The sequence below is a fragment of the Mycetocola sp. genome (assembly GCF_046716805.1).
GTDB lineage: Bacteria > Actinomycetota > Actinomycetes > Actinomycetales > Microbacteriaceae > Mycetocola_A.
Genome location: NZ_JBKJWH010000189.1, coordinates 38,773 through 57,106 on the forward strand (window position 1 = coordinate 38,773; position 18,334 = coordinate 57,106).

The 18,334-nt window shown below is 66.3% G+C and carries 22 protein-coding genes, 2 tRNA genes and 1 riboswitch; of the genes, 9 read left to right on the plus strand and 15 right to left on the minus strand.

The annotated features are described in order from the left end of the window. Nucleotide 1: 1 nt before the first annotated feature. Nucleotides 2-658, minus strand: a complete 657-nt coding sequence (locus ACLQ62_RS15400) for a hypothetical protein (protein WP_411722508.1) — start codon at nucleotides 656-658, stop codon at nucleotides 2-4. A 63-nt stretch (nucleotides 659-721) separates the two neighbouring features. Between ACLQ62_RS15400 and ACLQ62_RS15405 the strand changes: the two genes are divergently transcribed. Beyond that, nucleotides 722-1,612, plus strand: a complete 891-nt coding sequence (locus ACLQ62_RS15405; protein WP_411722509.1) for an acyl-CoA thioesterase — start codon at nucleotides 722-724, stop codon at nucleotides 1,610-1,612. On the opposite strand, the gene ACLQ62_RS15410 is transcribed toward ACLQ62_RS15405, so the two are convergent. From ACLQ62_RS15410 to ACLQ62_RS15425, 4 genes are all read right to left on the minus strand, one after another. Then, entirely contained in the window at nucleotides 1,609-2,082 is a 474-nt protein-coding gene (locus tag ACLQ62_RS15410; protein ID WP_411722510.1) for an acyl-CoA thioesterase, read from the minus strand. The genes ACLQ62_RS15405 and ACLQ62_RS15410 overlap by 4 nt on opposite strands. Further along, entirely contained in the window at nucleotides 2,082-3,764 is a 1,683-nt protein-coding gene (ettA, locus tag ACLQ62_RS15415; protein WP_411722511.1) for an energy-dependent translational throttle protein EttA, read from the minus strand. The genes ACLQ62_RS15410 and ettA overlap by 1 nt, the downstream gene beginning before the upstream one ends. A 4-nt stretch (nucleotides 3,765-3,768) precedes the next feature. Beyond that, a complete protein-coding gene (locus ACLQ62_RS15420) occupies nucleotides 3,769-4,248 on the minus strand; it encodes a DUF6993 domain-containing protein (RefSeq protein WP_411722512.1) in 480 nt (159 codons plus the stop codon). Between the two features lie 71 nt (nucleotides 4,249-4,319). Further along, complete coding sequence (locus tag ACLQ62_RS15425; protein ID WP_411722513.1) at nucleotides 4,320-4,859, minus strand: single-stranded DNA-binding protein; 540 nt, start codon at nucleotides 4,857-4,859, stop codon at nucleotides 4,320-4,322. A 241-nt stretch (nucleotides 4,860-5,100) separates the two neighbouring features. Between ACLQ62_RS15425 and ACLQ62_RS15430 the strand changes: the two genes are divergently transcribed. The 3 genes from ACLQ62_RS15430 to ACLQ62_RS15440 all read left to right on the plus strand — a co-directional run bounded on the left by ACLQ62_RS15430 (nucleotide 5,101) and on the right by ACLQ62_RS15440 (nucleotide 7,316). Next, a complete protein-coding gene (locus tag ACLQ62_RS15430) occupies nucleotides 5,101-6,108 on the plus strand; it encodes an aldo/keto reductase (protein WP_411722514.1) in 1,008 nt (335 codons plus the stop codon). Between the two features lie 125 nt (nucleotides 6,109-6,233). Continuing rightward, nucleotides 6,234-6,518 carry a hypothetical protein gene (locus tag ACLQ62_RS15435; RefSeq protein WP_411722515.1) on the plus strand — a complete coding sequence of 95 codons (285 nt, stop codon included), beginning with the start codon at nucleotides 6,234-6,236 and terminating at the stop codon, nucleotides 6,516-6,518. Nucleotides 6,519-6,605: 87 nt separating this feature from the next. Continuing rightward, nucleotides 6,606-7,316 carry a hypothetical protein gene (locus tag ACLQ62_RS15440; RefSeq protein ID WP_411722516.1) on the plus strand — a complete coding sequence of 237 codons (711 nt, stop codon included), beginning with the start codon at nucleotides 6,606-6,608 and terminating at the stop codon, nucleotides 7,314-7,316. 72 nt (nucleotides 7,317-7,388) lie between these two features. Here the strand turns inward: ACLQ62_RS15440 and nadE are convergent, their stop codons facing one another. Further along, on the minus strand, nucleotides 7,389-8,210 hold the full coding sequence (gene nadE, locus ACLQ62_RS15445) for an ammonia-dependent NAD(+) synthetase (protein WP_411722517.1): 822 nt from the start codon (nucleotides 8,208-8,210) through the stop codon (nucleotides 7,389-7,391). A 51-nt stretch (nucleotides 8,211-8,261) separates the two neighbouring features. Further along, nucleotides 8,262-8,777 carry a DUF427 domain-containing protein gene (locus ACLQ62_RS15450; RefSeq protein WP_411722518.1) on the minus strand — a complete coding sequence of 172 codons (516 nt, stop codon included), beginning with the start codon at nucleotides 8,775-8,777 and terminating at the stop codon, nucleotides 8,262-8,264. A 146-nt stretch (nucleotides 8,778-8,923) separates the two neighbouring features. Here ACLQ62_RS15450 and ACLQ62_RS15455 point away from each other — a divergent pair, with 146 nt between their 5' ends. Further along, nucleotides 8,924-9,523 carry a hypothetical protein gene (locus ACLQ62_RS15455; RefSeq protein WP_411722519.1) on the plus strand — a complete coding sequence of 200 codons (600 nt, stop codon included), beginning with the start codon at nucleotides 8,924-8,926 and terminating at the stop codon, nucleotides 9,521-9,523. 71 nt (nucleotides 9,524-9,594) lie between these two features. On the opposite strand, the gene ACLQ62_RS15460 is transcribed toward ACLQ62_RS15455, so the two are convergent. Continuing rightward, nucleotides 9,595-9,667 (minus strand) — tRNA-Arg (locus ACLQ62_RS15460). Nucleotides 9,668-9,774: 107 nt separating this feature from the next. On the opposite strand from ACLQ62_RS15460, the gene orn reads away from it, so the two are divergent. The 4 genes from orn to ACLQ62_RS15480 all read left to right on the plus strand — a co-directional run bounded on the left by orn (nucleotide 9,775) and on the right by ACLQ62_RS15480 (nucleotide 12,205). Then, nucleotides 9,775-10,395 carry an oligoribonuclease gene (orn, locus tag ACLQ62_RS15465; RefSeq protein WP_411722520.1) on the plus strand — a complete coding sequence of 207 codons (621 nt, stop codon included), beginning with the start codon at nucleotides 9,775-9,777 and terminating at the stop codon, nucleotides 10,393-10,395. 49 nt (nucleotides 10,396-10,444) lie between these two features. Continuing rightward, nucleotides 10,445-10,520, plus strand: a tRNA-His gene (locus ACLQ62_RS15470). 43 nt (nucleotides 10,521-10,563) lie between these two features. Further along, nucleotides 10,564-10,914: a metallopeptidase family protein gene (locus ACLQ62_RS15475; protein ID WP_411722521.1), complete on the plus strand. Its 351-nt coding sequence runs from the start codon at nucleotides 10,564-10,566 to the stop codon at nucleotides 10,912-10,914. A gap of 58 nt (nucleotides 10,915-10,972) precedes the next feature. Beyond that, a complete protein-coding gene (locus tag ACLQ62_RS15480; protein WP_411722522.1) occupies nucleotides 10,973-12,205 on the plus strand; it encodes a D-alanyl-D-alanine carboxypeptidase family protein in 1,233 nt (410 codons plus the stop codon). 15 nt (nucleotides 12,206-12,220) lie between these two features. On the opposite strand, the gene ACLQ62_RS15485 is transcribed toward ACLQ62_RS15480, so the two are convergent. The 7 genes from ACLQ62_RS15485 to ACLQ62_RS15515 form a co-directional block, all read right to left on the minus strand. Further along, nucleotides 12,221-12,799, minus strand: coding sequence for an ATP-binding protein (locus tag ACLQ62_RS15485; protein ID WP_411722523.1), 579 nt, complete (start codon nucleotides 12,797-12,799; stop codon nucleotides 12,221-12,223). Further along, nucleotides 12,786-13,574 (minus strand): energy-coupling factor transporter transmembrane component T family protein, encoded by a 789-nt coding sequence (locus ACLQ62_RS15490; RefSeq protein WP_411722524.1) that lies wholly within the window; start codon nucleotides 13,572-13,574, stop codon nucleotides 12,786-12,788. Before ACLQ62_RS15490 ends, ACLQ62_RS15485 begins: the two co-directional genes overlap by 14 nt. Beyond that, entirely contained in the window at nucleotides 13,571-15,073 is a 1,503-nt protein-coding gene (locus ACLQ62_RS15495; protein ID WP_411722525.1) for an ABC transporter ATP-binding protein, read from the minus strand. The genes ACLQ62_RS15490 and ACLQ62_RS15495 overlap by 4 nt, the downstream gene beginning before the upstream one ends. Continuing rightward, a complete protein-coding gene (locus tag ACLQ62_RS15500; RefSeq protein ID WP_411722526.1) occupies nucleotides 15,070-15,720 on the minus strand; it encodes an ECF transporter S component in 651 nt (216 codons plus the stop codon). The genes ACLQ62_RS15495 and ACLQ62_RS15500 overlap by 4 nt, the downstream gene beginning before the upstream one ends. Nucleotides 15,721-15,746: 26 nt before the next feature. Beyond that, nucleotides 15,747-15,857: riboswitch (TPP riboswitch) on the minus strand. Nucleotides 15,858-15,891: 34 nt separating this feature from the next. Next, nucleotides 15,892-16,251, minus strand: a complete 360-nt coding sequence (locus ACLQ62_RS15505) for a hypothetical protein (RefSeq protein WP_411722527.1) — start codon at nucleotides 16,249-16,251, stop codon at nucleotides 15,892-15,894. Between the two features lie 51 nt (nucleotides 16,252-16,302). Then, nucleotides 16,303-17,550 carry a DNA polymerase IV gene (locus ACLQ62_RS15510; protein WP_411722528.1) on the minus strand — a complete coding sequence of 416 codons (1,248 nt, stop codon included), beginning with the start codon at nucleotides 17,548-17,550 and terminating at the stop codon, nucleotides 16,303-16,305. Between the two features lie 171 nt (nucleotides 17,551-17,721). Beyond that, nucleotides 17,722-18,315: a hypothetical protein gene (locus ACLQ62_RS15515; RefSeq protein WP_411722529.1), complete on the minus strand. Its 594-nt coding sequence runs from the start codon at nucleotides 18,313-18,315 to the stop codon at nucleotides 17,722-17,724. Between the last annotated feature and the right edge of the window lie 19 nt (nucleotides 18,316-18,334).

The window sequence follows — 18,334 nt, forward strand, 5'->3', positions numbered from 1 at the left end:
TTCAGACGCCCCGACCGGTGCGGACGAGGACGTGCCCGCGTACCGGGCTGGCCCGGAACCACTGGCCGGAGCTGTAGAGCGGGATCTCCTCCTCACCGACAAGGAAGCCCAGACTTCCCGCGGCGAAAGCGACTCCTGACGGCACATCCGCGTACCCGTCGAGCGGGCGCGACCAGACCTGGGAGCGAACGCGCTGCACCCGGAGGTCGCCGGTGTTCTCCGGCACCGCACGGGATATCTCCCCTGCCCCGTCCCGCGCCGCGAGTTCGAGCGCCACGGAGCTGAGCGAGCCGATGCGCTCCCAACCGCCCCGCGGCGGAGCGATCCCGGACCAGCTGGTCCGGACGTCGCTGTCCGGCAGCGACACGGCGCCGGCTCGCTCGGACGCGTCGAGCGCGGCAAGCCGGTCGGAGATCGCGGCAGGGGGAACGACGCGGTCGAAGCGGGCTCCGGAAGTCTCCGCGAGCGTGCGCAGACCCAGGATCGTCGGGCTCGAATCGAGCAGCCCGCGCGGGTACAGCACAGCGCAATAGACGGCGAGCACTCCCCCTCCCGCGATCAGCCGCACCGCGGTGTCATCGACGACTCGGACCCGGGCCAGGTAGGTCCGAAGGTCGGCCGCGGTGTGGGCGTCTTGAAGCTCGAATGTGTTCGTCATCTGCTGTCTAAACTACCTAACAGGGCCGTGTCGCCCGCACCCCGCCCCACCGATCGGAGAACCATGACCGACCCCCTCGATTCCCTCCTGCGCGCGCTCGACCTGTCAGACACAGGCGCCAGGACCAGTGAAGACATCTTCACGGGTGAATCGCAATGGATGCCAGGGGGTCGCGTCTACGGAGGGCAGGTGCTTGCCCAGGCGGTGATGGCGGCGTCGAGGACGACCGAGGAGCACCGGGTCGTGCACTCGATGCACGGCTACTTCCTGCGCCCGGGCGACGTGAACCAGCCGATCACGTTCAGCGTTGACCGCATCCACGACGGCCGCTCCTTCTCCACGCGGAGGACGCAGGCCTACCAGAACGGTCTTCCCATCCTGTCGATGATCGCCTCGTTCCAGGACATCGACGAGGGGCTCGACCACTTCACGCCGATGCCGGAGGGCTACCCGGAGCCGGAGGAGCTGCCGACCACCGCGGAGCTGCTCGGTCACATCGACCACCCGGTGGCGCAGGCCTGGGCCGACGGCCGGCCGTTCGACATCCGCCATGTCCCATCACCGATCTACCTGTCGGTGGAGGGCGAGCACACGGCGACGAACGCGGTCTGGATCAAAGCCATCGGGGACCTTCCCGATGACGACGGTCTGCACCGCGCCGCTCTGGCGTATGCGAGCGACTATTCCCTGCTCGAATCGATTCTTCGCCGCCACGGGCTCCCGTGGATGACCCGTGATCTGAAAGTGGCAAGTCTCGACCACGGGATGTGGTGGCACCGGCCGGTGCGCGTCGACCAGTGGCTCCTGTACGTGCAGGAATCTCCGAGCGCGTCCGGCGGACGCGGGCTCGCACAGGGACGGTTCTATTCACGGGACGGTCAGCTGGTCGCGAGTGTCGCCCAGGAGGGCATGGTGCGGGTTCCGCCGGCCCTCTCCGCCGGCGGAATCGGCTAACGCCGTTTGGTGAACGGGACCGGGTCCTCGAGGTACCGGGTCCAGGCCGTGCGTTCCTCGTCGGTGATCCGGCGCGGGCGCGACGTCTCGGCGTCGACGAGCACGATGGTGCTCGACGCACGGGCGTAGAGAGGCTGGTCCGTCCCTACCGGCCCGTACACCTCGTAGCCGACCTCAAGACTGGCACCGCCGAGGTTGCCGATCCACACCTGCACGTCCAGAGGCTGGCGCTGGTAGGGGATCGGCAGCACGTATTCGACCTCATGCCGGGCGATGAGCGTGATCGTGTTCGAGCCCGCTTCGGCTTCGATCAGGGCCATGCCCGAATCGATGTCTCCGCCTTCACTGTCGTCGCGCCAGAACACGCGCACACGCGCCTCCTCGAGGAGGCGCATGAGCTCAACGTTGTTGACGTGGTTGTACGCGTCGAGGTCGCCCCATCGAAGATGGATCGGGACGTGGACCCGCATCAGTCTCGAGTGAGTTTGCGGTACGCGGAGCGGTGAGGCTTCGCGGCATCCGGTCCGAGGCGTTCGATCTTGTTCTCCTCGTACGACTCGAAGTTGCCCTCGAACCAGTACCAGTTGCCTGGGTCTTCCTCGGTGCCCTCATAGGAGAGGATGTGAGTCGCAATGCGGTCGAGGAACCACCGGTCGTGAGTGATGACCACGGCGCAACCGGGAAATTCGAGGAGCGCGTTCTCGAGGCTTCCGAGGGTTTCGACGTCGAGGTCGTTGGTCGGTTCGTCGAGGAGGAGGAGGTTTCCGCCCTGCTTGAGCGTGAGCGCCAGGTTGAGGCGGTTCCGCTCTCCACCGGAAAGCACGCCGGCCTTCTTCTGCTGGTCCGGTCCCTTGAAACCGAACTGCGAGACGTAGGCACGTGACGGGATCTCGGTCTTGCCCACCTGGATGTAGTCCTGGCCGTCAGAGACGACCTCCCACAGGTTCTTGTTGGGGTCGATGCCGCCGCGGCTCTGGTCGACGTACGAGATATCGACCGTCTCGCCGATCTTCAGGTCGCCCTCATCAAGTGGTTCAAGTCCGACGATGGTCTTGAACAGCGTCGTCTTACCGACACCGTTGGGGCCGATCACGCCGACGATGCCGTTGCGCGGCAGTGTGAAGCTCAGGTCGCTGATGAGGATGCGCTCGCCGAAGCCCTTCTGCAGCTTCTTCGCATCGATGACCTGGGCGCCGAGGCGAGGGCCGACGGGGATGACGATCTCTTCGAAGTCGAGCTTCCGAGTGCGCTCGGCTTCGGTCACCATCTCTTCGTACCGTGCGAGACGCGCCTTCGACTTGGCCTGGCGGCCCTTGGCGTTGGAGCGGACCCAGTCGAGCTCCTCGGCGAGGCGCTTGGAAAGCTTCTGGTCCTTCTTGCCCTGGATCTGAAGTCGTTCCTGCTTCTTCTCGAGGTAGGTGGAGTAGTTGCCCTCGTAGGGGTACAGGTGGCCGCGGTCGACTTCGGCGATCCACTCGGCGACGTGGTCGAGGAAGTACCGGTCGTGGGTGACGGCGAGGACGGCGCCGGGGTACTTGGCGAGGTGCTGCTCGAGCCAGAGAACACTTTCGGCGTCGAGGTGGTTGGTGGGCTCATCGAGAAGCAACAGGTCCGGCTTCTGAAGGAGGAGCTTGCAGAGGGCGACGCGGCGCTTCTCACCACCGGAGAGGTTCGAAACTTCGAGTTCACCCGGCGGGGTGCGAAGTGCGTCCATGGCCTGCTCGAGCTGTGAGTCGAGGTCCCACGCATCGGCGTGGTCGATCTCTTCCTGCAGGGTGCCCATCTCGGCAAGCAGGGCGTCGAAGTCGGCGTCAGGCTCAGCCATCGCGGCGGAGTTTTCGTTGAACCGGTCGACCTTGGCCTTGATCGGACCGACGCCCTCCTGGACGTTCTCGAGTACCGTCTTCGACTCGTCGAGTTCCGGTTCCTGCATCAGGATGCCGACGGTGTAACCGGGGGTCAGCTTCGCTTCACCGTTGCTCGGAGTGTCGAGCCCGGCCATGATCTTCAGGATGGTCGACTTTCCGGCGCCGTTGGGACCAACGACTCCGATTTTGGCACCGGGGAAAAACGACATCGTGACGTCGTCGAGGATGAGCTTGTCTCCGACCGCTTTGCGGGCGCGCACCATGGAGTAAATGTATTCAGCCATATTGCTACCAGTCTATCGGCCGGGTGCTGCCGATGAGGCATCGGCCCGTCCCGAGCACCGGGGCGAGCGTGGAGTGGTAGCCGCCGACCGCGGAACCGTTCTGACCGATCAGGCAGTTCTCGCCCCAGCGGACCGAGAACTGGATGGAATCGGCGGCATGCCCGATGGTCGTCTGGTCGGCAGTGAGCTCCATCGTCGCCGTGTCGAAACCGGCCGCGGCCAGGCCGTCGATGAATGCGCGGCCGTCCGCGTCGGCATCCGTGACAAGAGTCGCCGTGTTGACGCTGTCGAAGAACGCCAGAGCTTCGTCCGCCGACGCGCCCGGGTCGAAGGTCGGCGCCGGTGTCGACGTCGGCGTGCCTGATGCGGAGGAGCCCGGCCCGACCGGGCCCGATTCCGCCGGAGCCGCGCATCCGGTCAGCAGGAGTGCCACCGCCATGGCCGCGGGGAGAACGCGGATGGGCGTGCCGATGCTGGAGCGCATACCGTGGTCCCCCGCCTGATCCCGGCGCAGGTCCCGCGCCCACTCCATCGTAGGCGCGCTGTGCCTGCGTGTCAGAACGGGGTGTCGGCCACGTCAGCGGACGCGCCCACCAGGTCGTCGATCTGCCGCCCGGGGGTGGTGACATCCCATGCCTCCTGCGTCGCGGGTGTAGCAGCCGGAGCTCCGCCGGGAACCGTCGTGTCGGCATCCGTCGACGGTGTCACGGGCACGTCTGGCGCCGGCGACGCGTCCCGCTGAGCCGCGCGCTCGAAGCGGGCCGTGCCCCAGACGAGGTCGTGGCCGATGCTGTCCGCCTCGACATCAACCGAGAGGCCGTTCTTCTCGCCGGCTTCCCAGCGCCGGATCTTCAACCGTCCGGTCACGAGAACGCGGTCGCCCTTGTGGACGGATGCCGCCGCGTGAATCGCGAGGGCTCGGAACGCGGTCACCGTGTACCAGTTGGTGTCACCGGCGACCCACTGGGAGGTGCGCCGGTCGAAGTACCGCTGGCTGGACGCCAGCCGGAAACTCAAAAAGGGGACCTTGTCGTCCTGATCCACCACGTAGGGAACAGTCGCGACGAGCCCGGTCAGGGTGATGGTGTCGGTCATGGGATGCTCCGTCCTCGCTGAAACACGCACGGAACCTCCGGCGTGGGTGTGGTTCCCGGGCCGGCCCTCGTGCCGGATCGCCGACTCCGGGAACCACACACCGAGTGTGTGCCCGGGGATGGTTCGGGAACCGGAGTGCGATGGGTCCGTGGACAAGCGCCACACGATCATCCGTTGTGGAGGACATTTCCGAGGGCGTGCGGCGGGGAATCCGGACGGTCCCACTCACTAGCATTGCGTCATGAGCTATGTTGCCTCCGAGAACCGCTACGACACCATGCAGTACGCCAGGACGGGGAGGAGCGGTCTGCTTCTGCCTCGCGTGAGCCTCGGCTTCTGGCACAACTTCGGCGATGCCCGAGGGCTGGACACCCAGCGAGCCATCGTCCGCCGCGCGTTCGACCTCGGCATCACCCACTTCGACCTCGCCAACAACTACGGGCCTCCTCCCGGCTCCGCCGAGAGCAACTTCGGCCGAATCCTCGCCGACGACCTCGCTTCTCACCGTGACGAGATCATCGTGTCCAGCAAAGCCGGATACGACATGGCTCCTGGACCGTATGGCGAGTGGGGTTCGCGCAAGACGCTGCTGTCCTCGCTCGATGCGAGCCTCGGTCGGCTCGGTCTCGACTATGTCGACATTTTCTATTCCCACCGCCCAGACCCGGACACCCCCATCGAGGAGACAATGGGAGCACTTGCCACCGCGGTGACGTCCGGGCGTGCGTTGTACGCTGGTATCTCCAACTACTCCCCCGAGCAGACCAGGAAGGCTGCGGCGGCGCTGGCTGAGCACCGGATCCCATTGCTCATCCACCAGCCCAGCTATTCGATGTTCAACCGTCATGTCGAAAACGGGCTCCTCGACGTGCTCGATGAGGTCGGTGCCGGGTCGATCGTCTTCTCGCCGCTCGCCCAGGGCATGCTCACGGACCGCTACCTCGACGGGAACGTCCCGGCCGGGTCTCGCGCCGCTACGAGCCACTTCCTGCCCCAGGATCGCCTGAGCGAGACCTACCTGGAGCGTGCCCGCGCACTGGACGGCATCGCCCGGGATCGTGGCCAGACTCTCGCCCAGCTCGCACTGACCTGGGTGCTGCGGCACCCGCAGGTCACGTCGGCGCTCATCGGCGCAAGCTCGGTGACACAGCTGGAGCAGAACGTCGGGGCGCTCGAAGCGCCGCCTCTCACGGAAGCCGAGCTGGCGGCTATCGAACCCTTCGCCATCGACGGCACCGGTCTGAACTGACACCGGGCGGTTCCTCCGTCTGCTGCCTCCCCGGGTGCACCAGCGCCGTCACGCCGATGTCGGTGGTGCCCTTTAGTGTGAGAGCGCAAGATCGATCCGGGGCCGGCCGCAGGCAAGGAGGAACCATGACACTCACCCATCCGACTGTGCTGCAGCCCGTCAGCGCGCTGGCGAGCGGTCCGGTCGACGTGGCACGCCACCGAACGGGACTGGACCTCGTCCGGGTGAAGGACGACCTGTGGCGGGCGACCGTGGCTGATGGCCGGATCCTCGGGCACATCGAACGCCGGGACGCCGACGATGGCACGATGTTCATCGCGAAACGCCTCGCTCCCCACTCGGCGCGATTCCAGACGCTGGGTGAGTTCTGGCGAATCGACGATGCGATGGACTGCCTTCACGCGCTGTGACCGGTCCGGCTTTCGCCGAGGGTGACAATCCGCGACACGGCGCGAATTTCGCCGGTCCTGGCTCGGTTGCCCGGTAACGTTCGGCACATGGAATGGTGGAATGAATTCGTAGCCTGGCTGACCGCACCCGACACCCGACCGGTGCTTTTCTTGGCCGCGGTCGTCGCTGTCGCAATACTCGTCTCGGCGCTTCTCGCCGCGGCCGTGACGAAAGCCGCCGTGCGTCGACTGGTCAACCAGCGAGACCGCGATCTCAAGGCATCCGCGATCGCAGCGCTTGTCGACGCGTCGACCGAGGCAGCATCGTGGAACTCGTTGAGCCCTCAGGAGCAATTGCTCGCCGACCGGGCCGCCGGGCAGGCTGACATCCAGCTTCGACTGTTACCGATCAAGGGATCGGCAGTTGCCGCGAACTGGGCTGCCCACCAGCTGGCCGAGATGAAGCGCGATTCCGCCACATTCGGTTTCGAACTCGCCGCCGTTCGGTCGGAGTTCCGCGACCGGCTCCTCGAATGGCAGGCTCGCCCGTCACGCACCCGTCGTGTTTTCGAAAGCGACCTGGAGCGGTGGAAGTTCGACGTCACCGCGTCCGAGAAGACACTCGTGGCCGAGCAGGATGCGTGGGCTGCCCGTGAACAGCGGGAGACGTTCTCGTCGACGGATGCCGGCGAACCGTCGGTGACACCGGCTGCGTTCTCCAGTGCAGACACCACCACCCAGAGACTCATCGACGACGTCGCCGCGATGGATGTCAAGCGCGCGGCCGCCGACCTCGAGGCTGAGAAGAAACTCGCCTGACAAGTTCCCGGACGACAGAGGCAGTGCCGCGTGATCGCGGCACCGCCTCTGTCGTTAACCTGGGCGCTCGGCTCAGCGCCACCAGGCGTCGACGGGAGTGACGGGAGTTGTGCGCTTGTGTCGGGTCGCAAGGAAACGGGCTTCGATGGATGCGGCGATGTCGTCCGGAACCGTCTTGCCTTCGAGGTAATCGTCGATGTCCTCGTACTCCAGGCCAAGATCCGCTTCGTCGGTCTGACCCGGTTTGCGGTCCAGCAGGTCTGCGGTCGGCGGTTTCTGGTGCAACCGGTCGGGAGCGTCGAGATGCATGAGGATTTCTCTGCCCTGCCGCTTGGACAGGCCACTCAGCGGCAGCAGATCCGCGCCGCCGTCGCCGAACTTCGTGAAGAAACCGGTGACCGCTTCCGCGGCGTGATCGGTTCCGACGACGAGGCATCCTTCTTCACCAGCGATCGCATATTGCGCGATCATCCGGGTACGGGCCTTGACGTTTCCTTTATGGAAGTCGGTGAGCTGTTTGCCGGCGACGTCCTCATATTCGTCCTCGACGGCATCCACGGCGCTGCTCACATTGAATGTGATCACCCGAGCCGGGCGGATGAAATCCAGCGCCAGCTGCGCGTCGTCTTCATCGTGCTGGACGGCATACGGCAACCGCACGGCGATGAATGTCGCTGGAGTGCCTTCATCAGCCAACTTCTCCACCGCAAGCTGGCAGAGCCGGCCGGCGAGGCTCGAATCCTGTCCCCCGCTGATGCCGAGGACGAGACCCTTGGTGGACGTGGCACGCAGGTAGTCGACCAGAAATCCGACCCTCCTGCTCACCTCGGCGGCCGGGTCGATGGTGGGCTGGACGTTCAGCTCTGCAATGATCTGTGCCTGTAGCGCTCGCATCCTCCTAACGTACCGCCGTCCGGTTACCGACATGTGTCACTGCGCGTTGCGCTACCAGCCCATCGTCCCCGGCGCACCTTTGAACGGTCCAACGATTCGGGAGGTCACCCATCCTCCATAGAAGTTCCCCTCCTGCGGCCGCACGAGCTCGTCGCCGACGTGGCACGAATCCATCAGACCGGGATAAACGGCAACCATGCCGACGAGCTGTTCGAACCCCGCGCTGGGTGCCGGGTAGTGCCAGGCGCCACGACGGACAACGGCGTTCCCAGCCGACACATCGAAATATGCGGCCTGGCCTTTGAACTCACACCAGCTCGATCCGCTTGCCGGAGCGAGGACTCCGCTCGAGAAGGATGCCTTCGGCACGTAATAGACCGGCGGATGACTTGTCTCCAGGACCCGCAGCGCCCCGCTGGTTTCCGCGATGACCTGGCCTCCAAGGCGGATGATCACGCGATCCGGACTCGCCTCCACGCGCGGCGGGCGCGGGTAGTCCCAGACAGACTCCTGACCGGGGCCTGCCGGCAGCGGAACGGGACGACGCGAGCGAGGTGATGGGGTCATCGCAACATGGTGACCGAGCCGGCTGGAGAATCGCCGAGCGCCGTCATTTTAGGATGCGAGTTACTTCCCTGGCGCGAGGGCATCGCCGGGTGAATCGGGCCGGAATGGGCGGTGACTCCCAGGGCGCACGAGCGTAATCTGCTCCTGTGACGGAGCAGTTGCGCATCTGGGCCGGCCTGCAGGGCTTCCTGAGCCTCGCGGCCCTGGTCGCGCTCGCCCTGTTTTTCGCTCTGGCCACGCCGTTCACGACTGAACAGTCCCGGTGGTCGTGGCTCGGGCCCGTCAACGACTGGCTTTCAGTCCTCGGCGCCGTGCCGTGGATCGTGGCAATGATCCTGGTCACGTTGCGCATGCAGGCGGGAGCCGCAATGTGGGTGTTCACGATCGTTGCATCCGTCGGCGTCACCGCGCTCGCGACGGTCACCTTGCTCATGCTGGCTGGTCGCGCGGACTTGCAGGCTCAGACCATCGTTGCGATTCCTGCGACGGTCATCGCCTTCGCCTGGATCGCTGGAGTGGCACCTGCGTTGCGAGCGGTCTCTGCTATTCCCCCGTGGGTGTCGGTACTGGCGATCGTCTTGTTCGTGGCCCTCCTCGTCGGCGCGGCCGCCGCCGGGGTCGGCTTTCTCGCGCCATCCGGCTCGCCCGTGCAGACGGGCTTCTACACCGCCGGAGCCGTGATCGGCGGACTGGCCTGGTTCGCTTTCCCGATCTGGTGGCTGGCTGTCGCGTCGACAGCAGCGTGAACAAAAGTGCCCCCGGCAGGATTCGAACCTGCGACCAAGAGATGAGAAGCACCACGAGATGCCTGACAAAGTGCCCCCGGCAGGATTCGAACCTGCGACCAAGAGATTAGAAGGCTCCTGCTCTATCCCCTGAGCTACGGAGGCGGGCAGAACCCAGAATACCGCAGCGACCAGAGCCTTTCCCACCGGGGAGTTCGCCGGTGGTCCGGATGCCGGGCGGGAGCGTCGCACGTCGCAAGTAGCATTAGGGCATGAGTAATGTGAGCGACCGCCTGGTATGGATCGACTGCGAAATGACCGGGCTCGACCTTGCCGTCGATGAATTGGTGGAGATAGCGGTGGTGATCACCGATTTCGACCTGAAGCCGATCGACGACGGAATCAGCATCGTCATCAAGCCCGACGCGTCCGCGCTCGAGAACATGGGCGAGTTCGTGACGAACATGCACCGCTCATCCGGACTCCTTGAGGAGATTCCTCACGGTGTCAGCCTTGCGGATGCCGAGTACCAGGCCCTCGAATACATCCTCAGCCATGTTCCCGAGGAGCAGAAAGCACCACTCGCCGGCAACTCGATCGGCACCGACCGCGCGTTCCTCGCGAAGTTCATGCCCCGTCTTGATTCGCACCTGCACTACCGCAACGTGGATGTGTCATCCATCAAGGAACTGGCTCGTCGCTGGTACCCGCGGATCTACTTCAACGCCCCCGCGAAAGACGGCGGCCACCGTGCCCTCGCTGACATCCTGGAGTCGATCCGTGAGCTGGCGTACTACCGGGAAGCCGCGTTCGTTCCGCTGCCCGGCCCGACGTCAGACGAAGCCAAGTCCGTCGCGGCGGCAGTGGTGAACAACTACACCCAGATTGTGTAATAGACTCTCATAGTCGCAATCGCACGACTCCGGTCGTACGGTGCACATGGTGGGTATAGCTCAGTTGGTAGAGCGCCTGGTTGTGGTCCAGGAGGTCGCGGGTTCAAGCCCCGTTACTCACCCCAAGTTCCCCTCTCTCGCGGAGAGATTTCAGAACGGTGTAAGCACATGGTCGACATGGATGCGGACACCTTCGAAGCTCTCGTCGGCGACGTCTTCGATGACCTCCCCGACGACATGGTCGACGGGCTCGTCAACGTCGCCATCGTGATCGAGGACCGTCCGGAGGATGGATCGCTCGACCTGCTCGGCCTGTACCACGGCGTCGCGCTCACCGACCGGGACCAGTACGGGTTCGGCGAACTGCCCGACATGATCAGCATCTACCGGGAGCCACTCCTCAATGTCGTCGAGGACGCGGCCGAACTCCGTGAACAGGTGCGCATCACCCTGGTGCACGAAATCGCTCATTTCTACGGAATCGATGATGACGAATTGCACGCTCTTGGGTGGGGCTGATGACCGATGCTTCCCCGCGGGGTTAGCCTGAGCCCGTGATAGTTTCCAGGTGCCTCCAGTGGGCGTAGCACGCGGGATCGGTATCCTCGTCGGCACCGTGGTGATCCTCGGAATCGGGATTTACGGGCCGGCGACACTTCTCGGGCCGCTTCCGGCGGCATCCGTCTCGCGGATCGCGCTCGACGAGCCGGAACCCACCACCCCTCCGGCGCTCCCGACAGCGGGAGCCAGCGCCATCACGCTCGCGGCGAGCGGTGCACCGTTCGCCGCGAGCGGAAGTGCCGAGGCTGTGCCGATGGCCAGCATCACCAAGACGATCACCGCACTCGTCGTTCTTGACAGGCACCCGCTCGGTGAGAACTCACCCGGGCAGACGGTTCCCATCACCAGCGACGATTATCTCTCTTACATCGACTACCGGGATGCCGGAACCCGCACGGTGACCGTGTACACCGCCGACGCGTGGACCGAGCGCGAGATGCTCCAGGCGATGCTGCTCGGGTCGAGCAACAACCACGCCGACACCCTCGCCCGGTGGGCTTTCGGATCCGTCGACGACTACGTCATCGCCGCGAATGCCTGGCTCGCTGAGAACGGGCTCGCCGACACCGTCGTCGTCGATGCCACCGGGCTCAGCGACCGAAGCGTCGGCACAGCCGCCGATCTGGCCCGCCTGTCAGCACTCGCGCTCGAGACACCGGCGATCGCCACGGTCCTGTCCGAGCCGGTGACGGGCCTGCCCAGCCGCCGGGGCGTGATCAACACCACGACGTACATGCCCGAAAACGGGGTTATCGGAGTTTCGCGCAGCTACACGGATGCTGCCGGCATCTGCCTCCAGTTCGGACTCGACGTGCACGTGGAGGGTGCCGAAGAACCGCTCAGGGTCTATGGCGTGTTCCTCGGCCAGCCCGACTGGGACACCCTCGACGCCGGAATGCTGGCGCTCGTGGAAAGCGCCAAAGCAGGCGTGTCGGCCCAGCCCGTCATTGCCGAAGGCACCCCTGTGGCGACCTTCACGACCGCGTGGGGTGACACGGCACGAGGAGTCGCCGGGCTGTCCCCGGAGACGGTGCGCTGGGGCCAGGTCACGCCGAAGGTCACTGTCGACACCGATCAGGTGACCACCGCAGGAGCCGGCGCCACAGTCGGGAGCATCCTCGTGGATGACGGCTCCGGGACCGAGCGGACCGTTTCACTGAAGCTGGATTCCTCGATCCACGACCCGGACTTCCTCTGGCGGTTGTCGCATCCTGTCGTACTTGTCGGCACGTGGATCGACTCGTTCTGAACCGTCACGCCCTCGTCAGGGCAACCGGATGTGGAGGTCCGCCGCTTCTCTCGGGGTTTCGGCGGCAACGAACTCGGTGAACTGCTGGTGCCAGCGGTCCCAATGGGCGTCGAAGCCGCCCTGGTCTCTGGCCAGCGCCCGCTGCTTGCGAACCTCGTCATCGGCGTCCAGCCAGATCCTGAGCGTCGCCAGCGGTGCGTTGCTGCGCGACAGCGCACCGCAACCCTCCAGGACGAGTGAGCGATCGGCCGGCACGGTATGCCACTCGGCCGCCCTGTCGGTTTCCCAGTCGTGCCTGCGCCAGCGCGAGTCCGCGCCGCGACGCCGGGGTACGAGCAGACTGTCGTGCACGTGCCGACTCGCGGCGGACAGCCCATCCCAGCCGGGATAGATGTCGTCCATCCGCACGAGGTTGACCGCGCCGGGCCATGTGGCGACGAGCGCGTCCGCGAGCGTCGACTTGCCCGCCCCGCTCGGCCCGTCGATCAGGACGGTCTCGACGGGCAGGGAACGGCACGCAACGATCCGGATCACTGCGTCGTCAAGGCTGAGCAGCTCGGGAGACCTCGAGCCGGCGGGGTCACGACCGGTCAAGGATGAAGCTCCAGGTTCCTGCGTGCACCGCGGCGGCAACGGACGCCGCCGCAATGACGACCCCGATCGCGATGAGAACGGCTTCGGCGAATCCGAACCGAGACGGCCGCGCCCAGGTCCTCGGGAGGTCGGATCCGAATCCCTTCGCTTCCATCGCCGTCGCCAGTTTGCTGCCTCGCCGAATCGCGAGGACCAGCAGAGCGAACGCCTGAGTTCCAAGGCGCACGAGCACATGGGCGTCACCGACGCCACGGGCCCGCCGAGCCTGGCCGAGCGCCCGCCAGTCGTCAAGGAACAAGCCGATCATCCGCATCCCGGCGAGACCGCCGAGAACGAACCGTGCGGGCAAGCGCAACACCTGGGCGAGGCCGTCAGCGAGGTCGGTGGGATCGGTTGTGGCGAACAGCACGATGCTCGGAAGCCCGATCGCCAGCACCCTGAGTGTGATCGCCGAGCCGAGGGTGAGGGAACCGTCCGTGACGGAGATCAGCCCCCACTCCAGCAACAGGGCACCGCTGTCCTGCCCGTACAGCACGGTCGTCAGCCCAGCAAACGGCGCCGCAAGCCACAGAGGTGCGGTCCGCATCCAGAACTGGCGGGCATCGAGCCCCGACCAGAACAGGAGGATGCCGACGAGCAGCAGCGCGACGGATGCCGAAACGACGTCGATCGAGAGCAGGAGAGTGACACTGAGGAACACAGCGACGGCGAGCTTGGCGACCGGGTTGACCCGTGCGATCGCGGAATCGCGGATCTCGGGAAGGAGTACGCTCATGCCCTCACCTCGGTCGCTGCGCCGAGGACGAGCTCTCGGTCCGCGAACGCCTCGACGAGAGCAAGGTCATGCGTCACAGTGACGATGGAACTGCCGCCGTCGACCAGTTCACCGAGCAGCGAGACGAGCTCACCCCAGGTCACGGCATCCTGGCCGAAGGTGGGCTCGTCCAGGAGGAGCACCTGCGGCCGCGTTGCCAGAACAGTCGCGACCGAGAGCCGGCGTTTCTCTCCTCCGGAGAGCGTGAACGGGTTCGCGTCGGCGAGGTGGGCCAGCCGCAGCCGCTCGAGCAGGTCGTCGACACGAGAGGAGATCTCGCTCCGCGCCAGTTTCAACGCCGTCGGCCCGATGGCGAGTTCACGGCGCACCGTCGACGCGAGGAACTGGTGCTCTGGTTCCTGGAACACGGTGCCCAACCGGGTCAGCAGCGAGCGGGACTTCCAGCGGATCGGCGAAGCGGGCAGCCCCCTGGCCAGGGCGCCCGTCGCACTCAGTGACCCGCTGACCGGCTCCAGCAGCCCGGCTAGAGTCAGGGCAAGCGTCGACTTGCCGGTTCCATTCGCTCCGGTGACGGCCGTTCCGGTGCCCTCAGCGAGAGTGAGATCGAGATCGGATGCCGCGACGGCCGGGACCTTGGAAGCGAACGGGGTCCGGCCGACGGTGAGCCCGGAAGCGTGCAGCAGGTCGAGCCCAGGGGACGCGCGGTGTGGACGGGCCGCGACCCGAGGTGGAATGCCCGGCACCCAGACACCGGCGGCAGCCAGGCGTGACCCCTCCCGCTCGAGCACGATGCCCGGGTCCCCGTCGGCGAGGACCCCGCCCGCTGGGTCCAGGACGATGACGCGGTCCACCACATCCCGCCACACCGCGACACGGTGTTCGACGACGACGAGCGTTGCCGCAGTGTCGGAAACCACACGGTCGACGACATCCCGGATTTCCCGCACGCCGCCGGGATCGAGATTCGCCGTCGGCTCGTCGAGGAGGAGCAGCCCCGGCTGCATGGCAAGGACACCCGCCAGCGCGAGCCGCTGTTTCTGGCCGCCGGACAGGTTCGATGACGAGTGGCGGAGCGGCAAGTCGAGCCCGACAGCGTCCAACGCCCACCGCACCCGTCGCCAGATCTCCTCCCGCCCGACACCCAGGTTCTCTGCCGAGAACGCGACGTCATCACCGATCCGCGCCAGGACGATCTGTGAATCGGGGTCCTGGAGGACCAGCCCGGCCCGGCCGCGCGCATCCGCCGGCCGTCGTCCGTCGAGCAGGAGGGAGCCGAACTCATCGCCCTCCTCCTCGCCCCCGAGTACCCCGGCCATCGCCTGCAGCAACGTCGATTTGCCCGCACCGGACGCCCCGAGGAGCAGCACCCGCTCCCCCGGTTCGATCTCGAGGTCGAGGGCGGAAACGGCGGGCGTGCTCCGGCCGGCGTGCCGCCATCCCCAGTTCCTGGCGCGCAGGTGTGCGCCAGGAACGGGGTGGGCTGCAAAGGCGGCGGTCATCGACCGCTGGTGTCCGGGACCGTTCGGGCCTGCCTGCCCGAGGCGAAGCGGCTGAGCGCTCCCGTGGCGGCGAGCCCCCGAACGGCGAGCCAGGAAAGGAGCCCGGCCAGGACCACACCGGACACGATGGCACTGACGACGTAGGTGGTTTTCGCTGCGACGTCGAGCGCCGCGTAGCTGGTGAATGTCGTGTCGAGAAGCCCAACCGCCAGACCGGTAGTCGCTCCGGCGAGGAGAGCGACACCGATGCGCCAGTTCGCGTAGAAGAACAGGGCGAAGACGATCTCAGCCCCGATGCCTTGCACGAGCCCCCAGATGAGGGTTTCGAAGCCCCAGACGGTTCCGATCAGCGCCGAGACCGCGGCGGCCACCAGTTCGGTGTAGATGGCGGCTCCGGGCTTGCGGATGACGAGCCCGCCGAGGACACCGGCGAACAGCCAGCCGCCGGCGAGCAGGCCGCCGAGCCCGGGGCTGAATGCCAGTGCCGCGCTGAGCGGCCCCCAGGCCAGACCCCACGCCCAGAAGATGACGCCGGCGGCGACACCGAGAACGCTGGCCACGACGATGTCGACGACCCGCCAGCGAAGGTTCCGCTTCGGTGTGACCGATTCGGGAAATGGTCGAGATGTGTTGATGGTTGAGTGCACGATACGCGCCCTTCTGTGGGCACGGGTGGTGAGATAGTCTGCCTCCCTGCGCTGGCATGACCCAGATCAGGTTCGACGGTCGAAGATTATGGAATCTTCCTCTCAGCCCGGTTCACCGGACTCCCGTGTTACTACCGCCAGTGTACTCAGTACCGTCGGACTGGGCGATTCCTACTTCTTCACTGCGCGGATGATGAGCGAGAGCGCTTTGCCGACCACCCAGATGAAGGGGATGCCGACCGTCACGAGGGAGACGATGTTCGGTTCGAATTTCAGGCCCTCGCGGGTCTTGATGTACGCGCCGATCGGCATGGCGAATCCGCCGCCACCGCCGCCGGAACCGGCACCGTTGCCGTGTACGGTGACGGACGAGGCGTCACCTTCCCCTTCGGCTTCACCGGCTCCGAAACCGTACCAGGCGAGGGCGACGGGGACGAGCTTCTCACCGTCGACGTCGACGGGGTCGCCGTAGACGGTGGTCACTCCGACAGCTTTGAATGAATCGGCCAGTTCGAGCGCAAGTTTTGTCATACCGCCACGCTATCGGGCCGGGCGGGACGAACCAAGGGGTTGCATCCGACGTCAGTCCCGCGGAGCACGGGTTCCGCCGGCGGTTTCACCGCTCGGCCGGGTGAGCATCGAGGCGCGTCTCACCGCCGCTCCCCCGAATCGCGCCCGCAGGGAGTCGATCGTCGTCTCGGCCTCGCGCCATTCCTCATCCGGATCCCAGAGGGACGCCATCTGGCCGTCTCCGTCGACGAGTTGCTCCGCGCGTACCCCGACGAGGCGCACCGGGCGTCCGTCGACCTGAAGTGCGGTGAAGAGGTCGTTCGCTTCTTCATAGAGCCGGCGGCCGACGTTGGACGGTTCGGGGAGCGTGTGGGACCGGGTGAGCGTGGTGAAATCCTCGAATCGGATTTTGATGGCTACGGTCCGGGCCAGGAAACCGGCCTTCCGCAGGCGGACAGCCACCTGGTCGGCCAGCCTCAGCAGTTCCAGGCGCAGCCGGGTTTCGTCGCTGACATCCTCGTGGAAAGTCACTTCGTGGCCGATGCTCTTCTCCGCCGTCGCGGTGACGACCGAACGCGGGTCGCGCCCGTGCGCCAGCTCGTGCAGTTTCATGCCCGTCGCATCGCCCACGGCCTTCCGCAGGGTCGCGAGCGGGGTGTCAGCGACGTCACCGACGGTGTGCAGCCCGATGCGCAGCAGCGACTCCTCGGTCTTCGCCCCGACACCCCACAGCGCCCGGATGGGAAGGGGATGAAGGAACGCGAGCGTCTCCGCGGGTGGGATGACGAGCAACCCATCCGGTTTGGCCCTGCCGGATGCCACCTTCGCTACGAACTTCGTCGCCGCCGCGCCGACGGAACAGGTGAGCCCTGTTTCGCGGTGCACACGTTCCCGGATCAGCTGCCCCACCTGGGCCGGAGAGCCGAGGAGCCTCCGCGCGCCGGACACGTCGAGGAACGCCTCATCGATGCTCAGCGCCTCAACCAGCGGCGTCGCATCCCGGAAGATGCCGATCACCTGGCGTGAGAAGTGGGAGTACCGCTCGTGATGCGGGGGCAGGACGACGGCCTGCGGGCACAACCGCATCGCCTTCGACACCGGCATCGCCGCAGTCACTCCGAAGCGACGGGCTTCATAGGTCGCACTGGTCACGACGGAACGCCCCTCCGCGTGTCCGATGATCACCGGTTTGCCGCGGAGTTCGGGATAGTCGAGCAGTTCGACCGAGGCGAAAAATGCGTCCATGTCGATGTGCAGGATGGTGGCGCCGTCGTCGTTCACGGCAGAAACCTGCCGTGCGCTGCCGTCCTGTTTGCTCATGGGTCAATTCTCCCACAGAGCCGTCGAGATGCGAACGTGTGTTCGATAATGAGTAGCTGCCTCACCCGGGCTCCCCCCACGCGCCCGTCCGCCTCCTCACGCGTTTCGGTCGCTTTCACGCGCTACGCCGGGTGCTTTCGTCCGGAGTGGGTGAACAGGCGGGGCCCGGCGTCAGACAAGGGCGACGACGACGGGCTTCAGCCACTCCCGGAACGCCACGGGGTCGTCGCGCAGAGCCTGGCTGATGATCACCGTGTCCGGGGCGACCACCCACGCCCCGGCGCCGCGCACGGGAAGCACTTCGAGGTCGAGCCGGAACGAGCCACTTTGCCGTCGCAGCTCGAACTGGCGCCGCTGGACGAGTTCATAGGCGTCGGCGAGTGGATGTTCCCGCGCCCCAACCGCACGCAGGTACTCCGCGTGTCGGTCCTCGACCCAGGTCGTCGCCCGGTCGTAGCAGTTGTAGACGAGTTCCTGAAGTTCGAGGGCGCGATCGAAGACTTCGAAGTGCGGGGGGCGCACCTGGCTGATGAACGGGCGCGTGGCCCGGCGGACGATACCCGCCCACCAGCCCCGCCACTGCGCAGCAAGAGCGTCCGTGTCGATGCCGCCGAGCTGAACCGCGTCGAGCGCCGGGTCGGCGGGCGGGATTTGCTCTTCGCAGACCTCGCTCAGCCCGCCGAGTTCTCTCAGGGCAAGCGCGAGCAGCAGATCCCTGGGACAATCCTCGGTGATCTGCCAGCGAATCGAACCCTCGACCAGCATGGGGGCATCGTACCTCCGA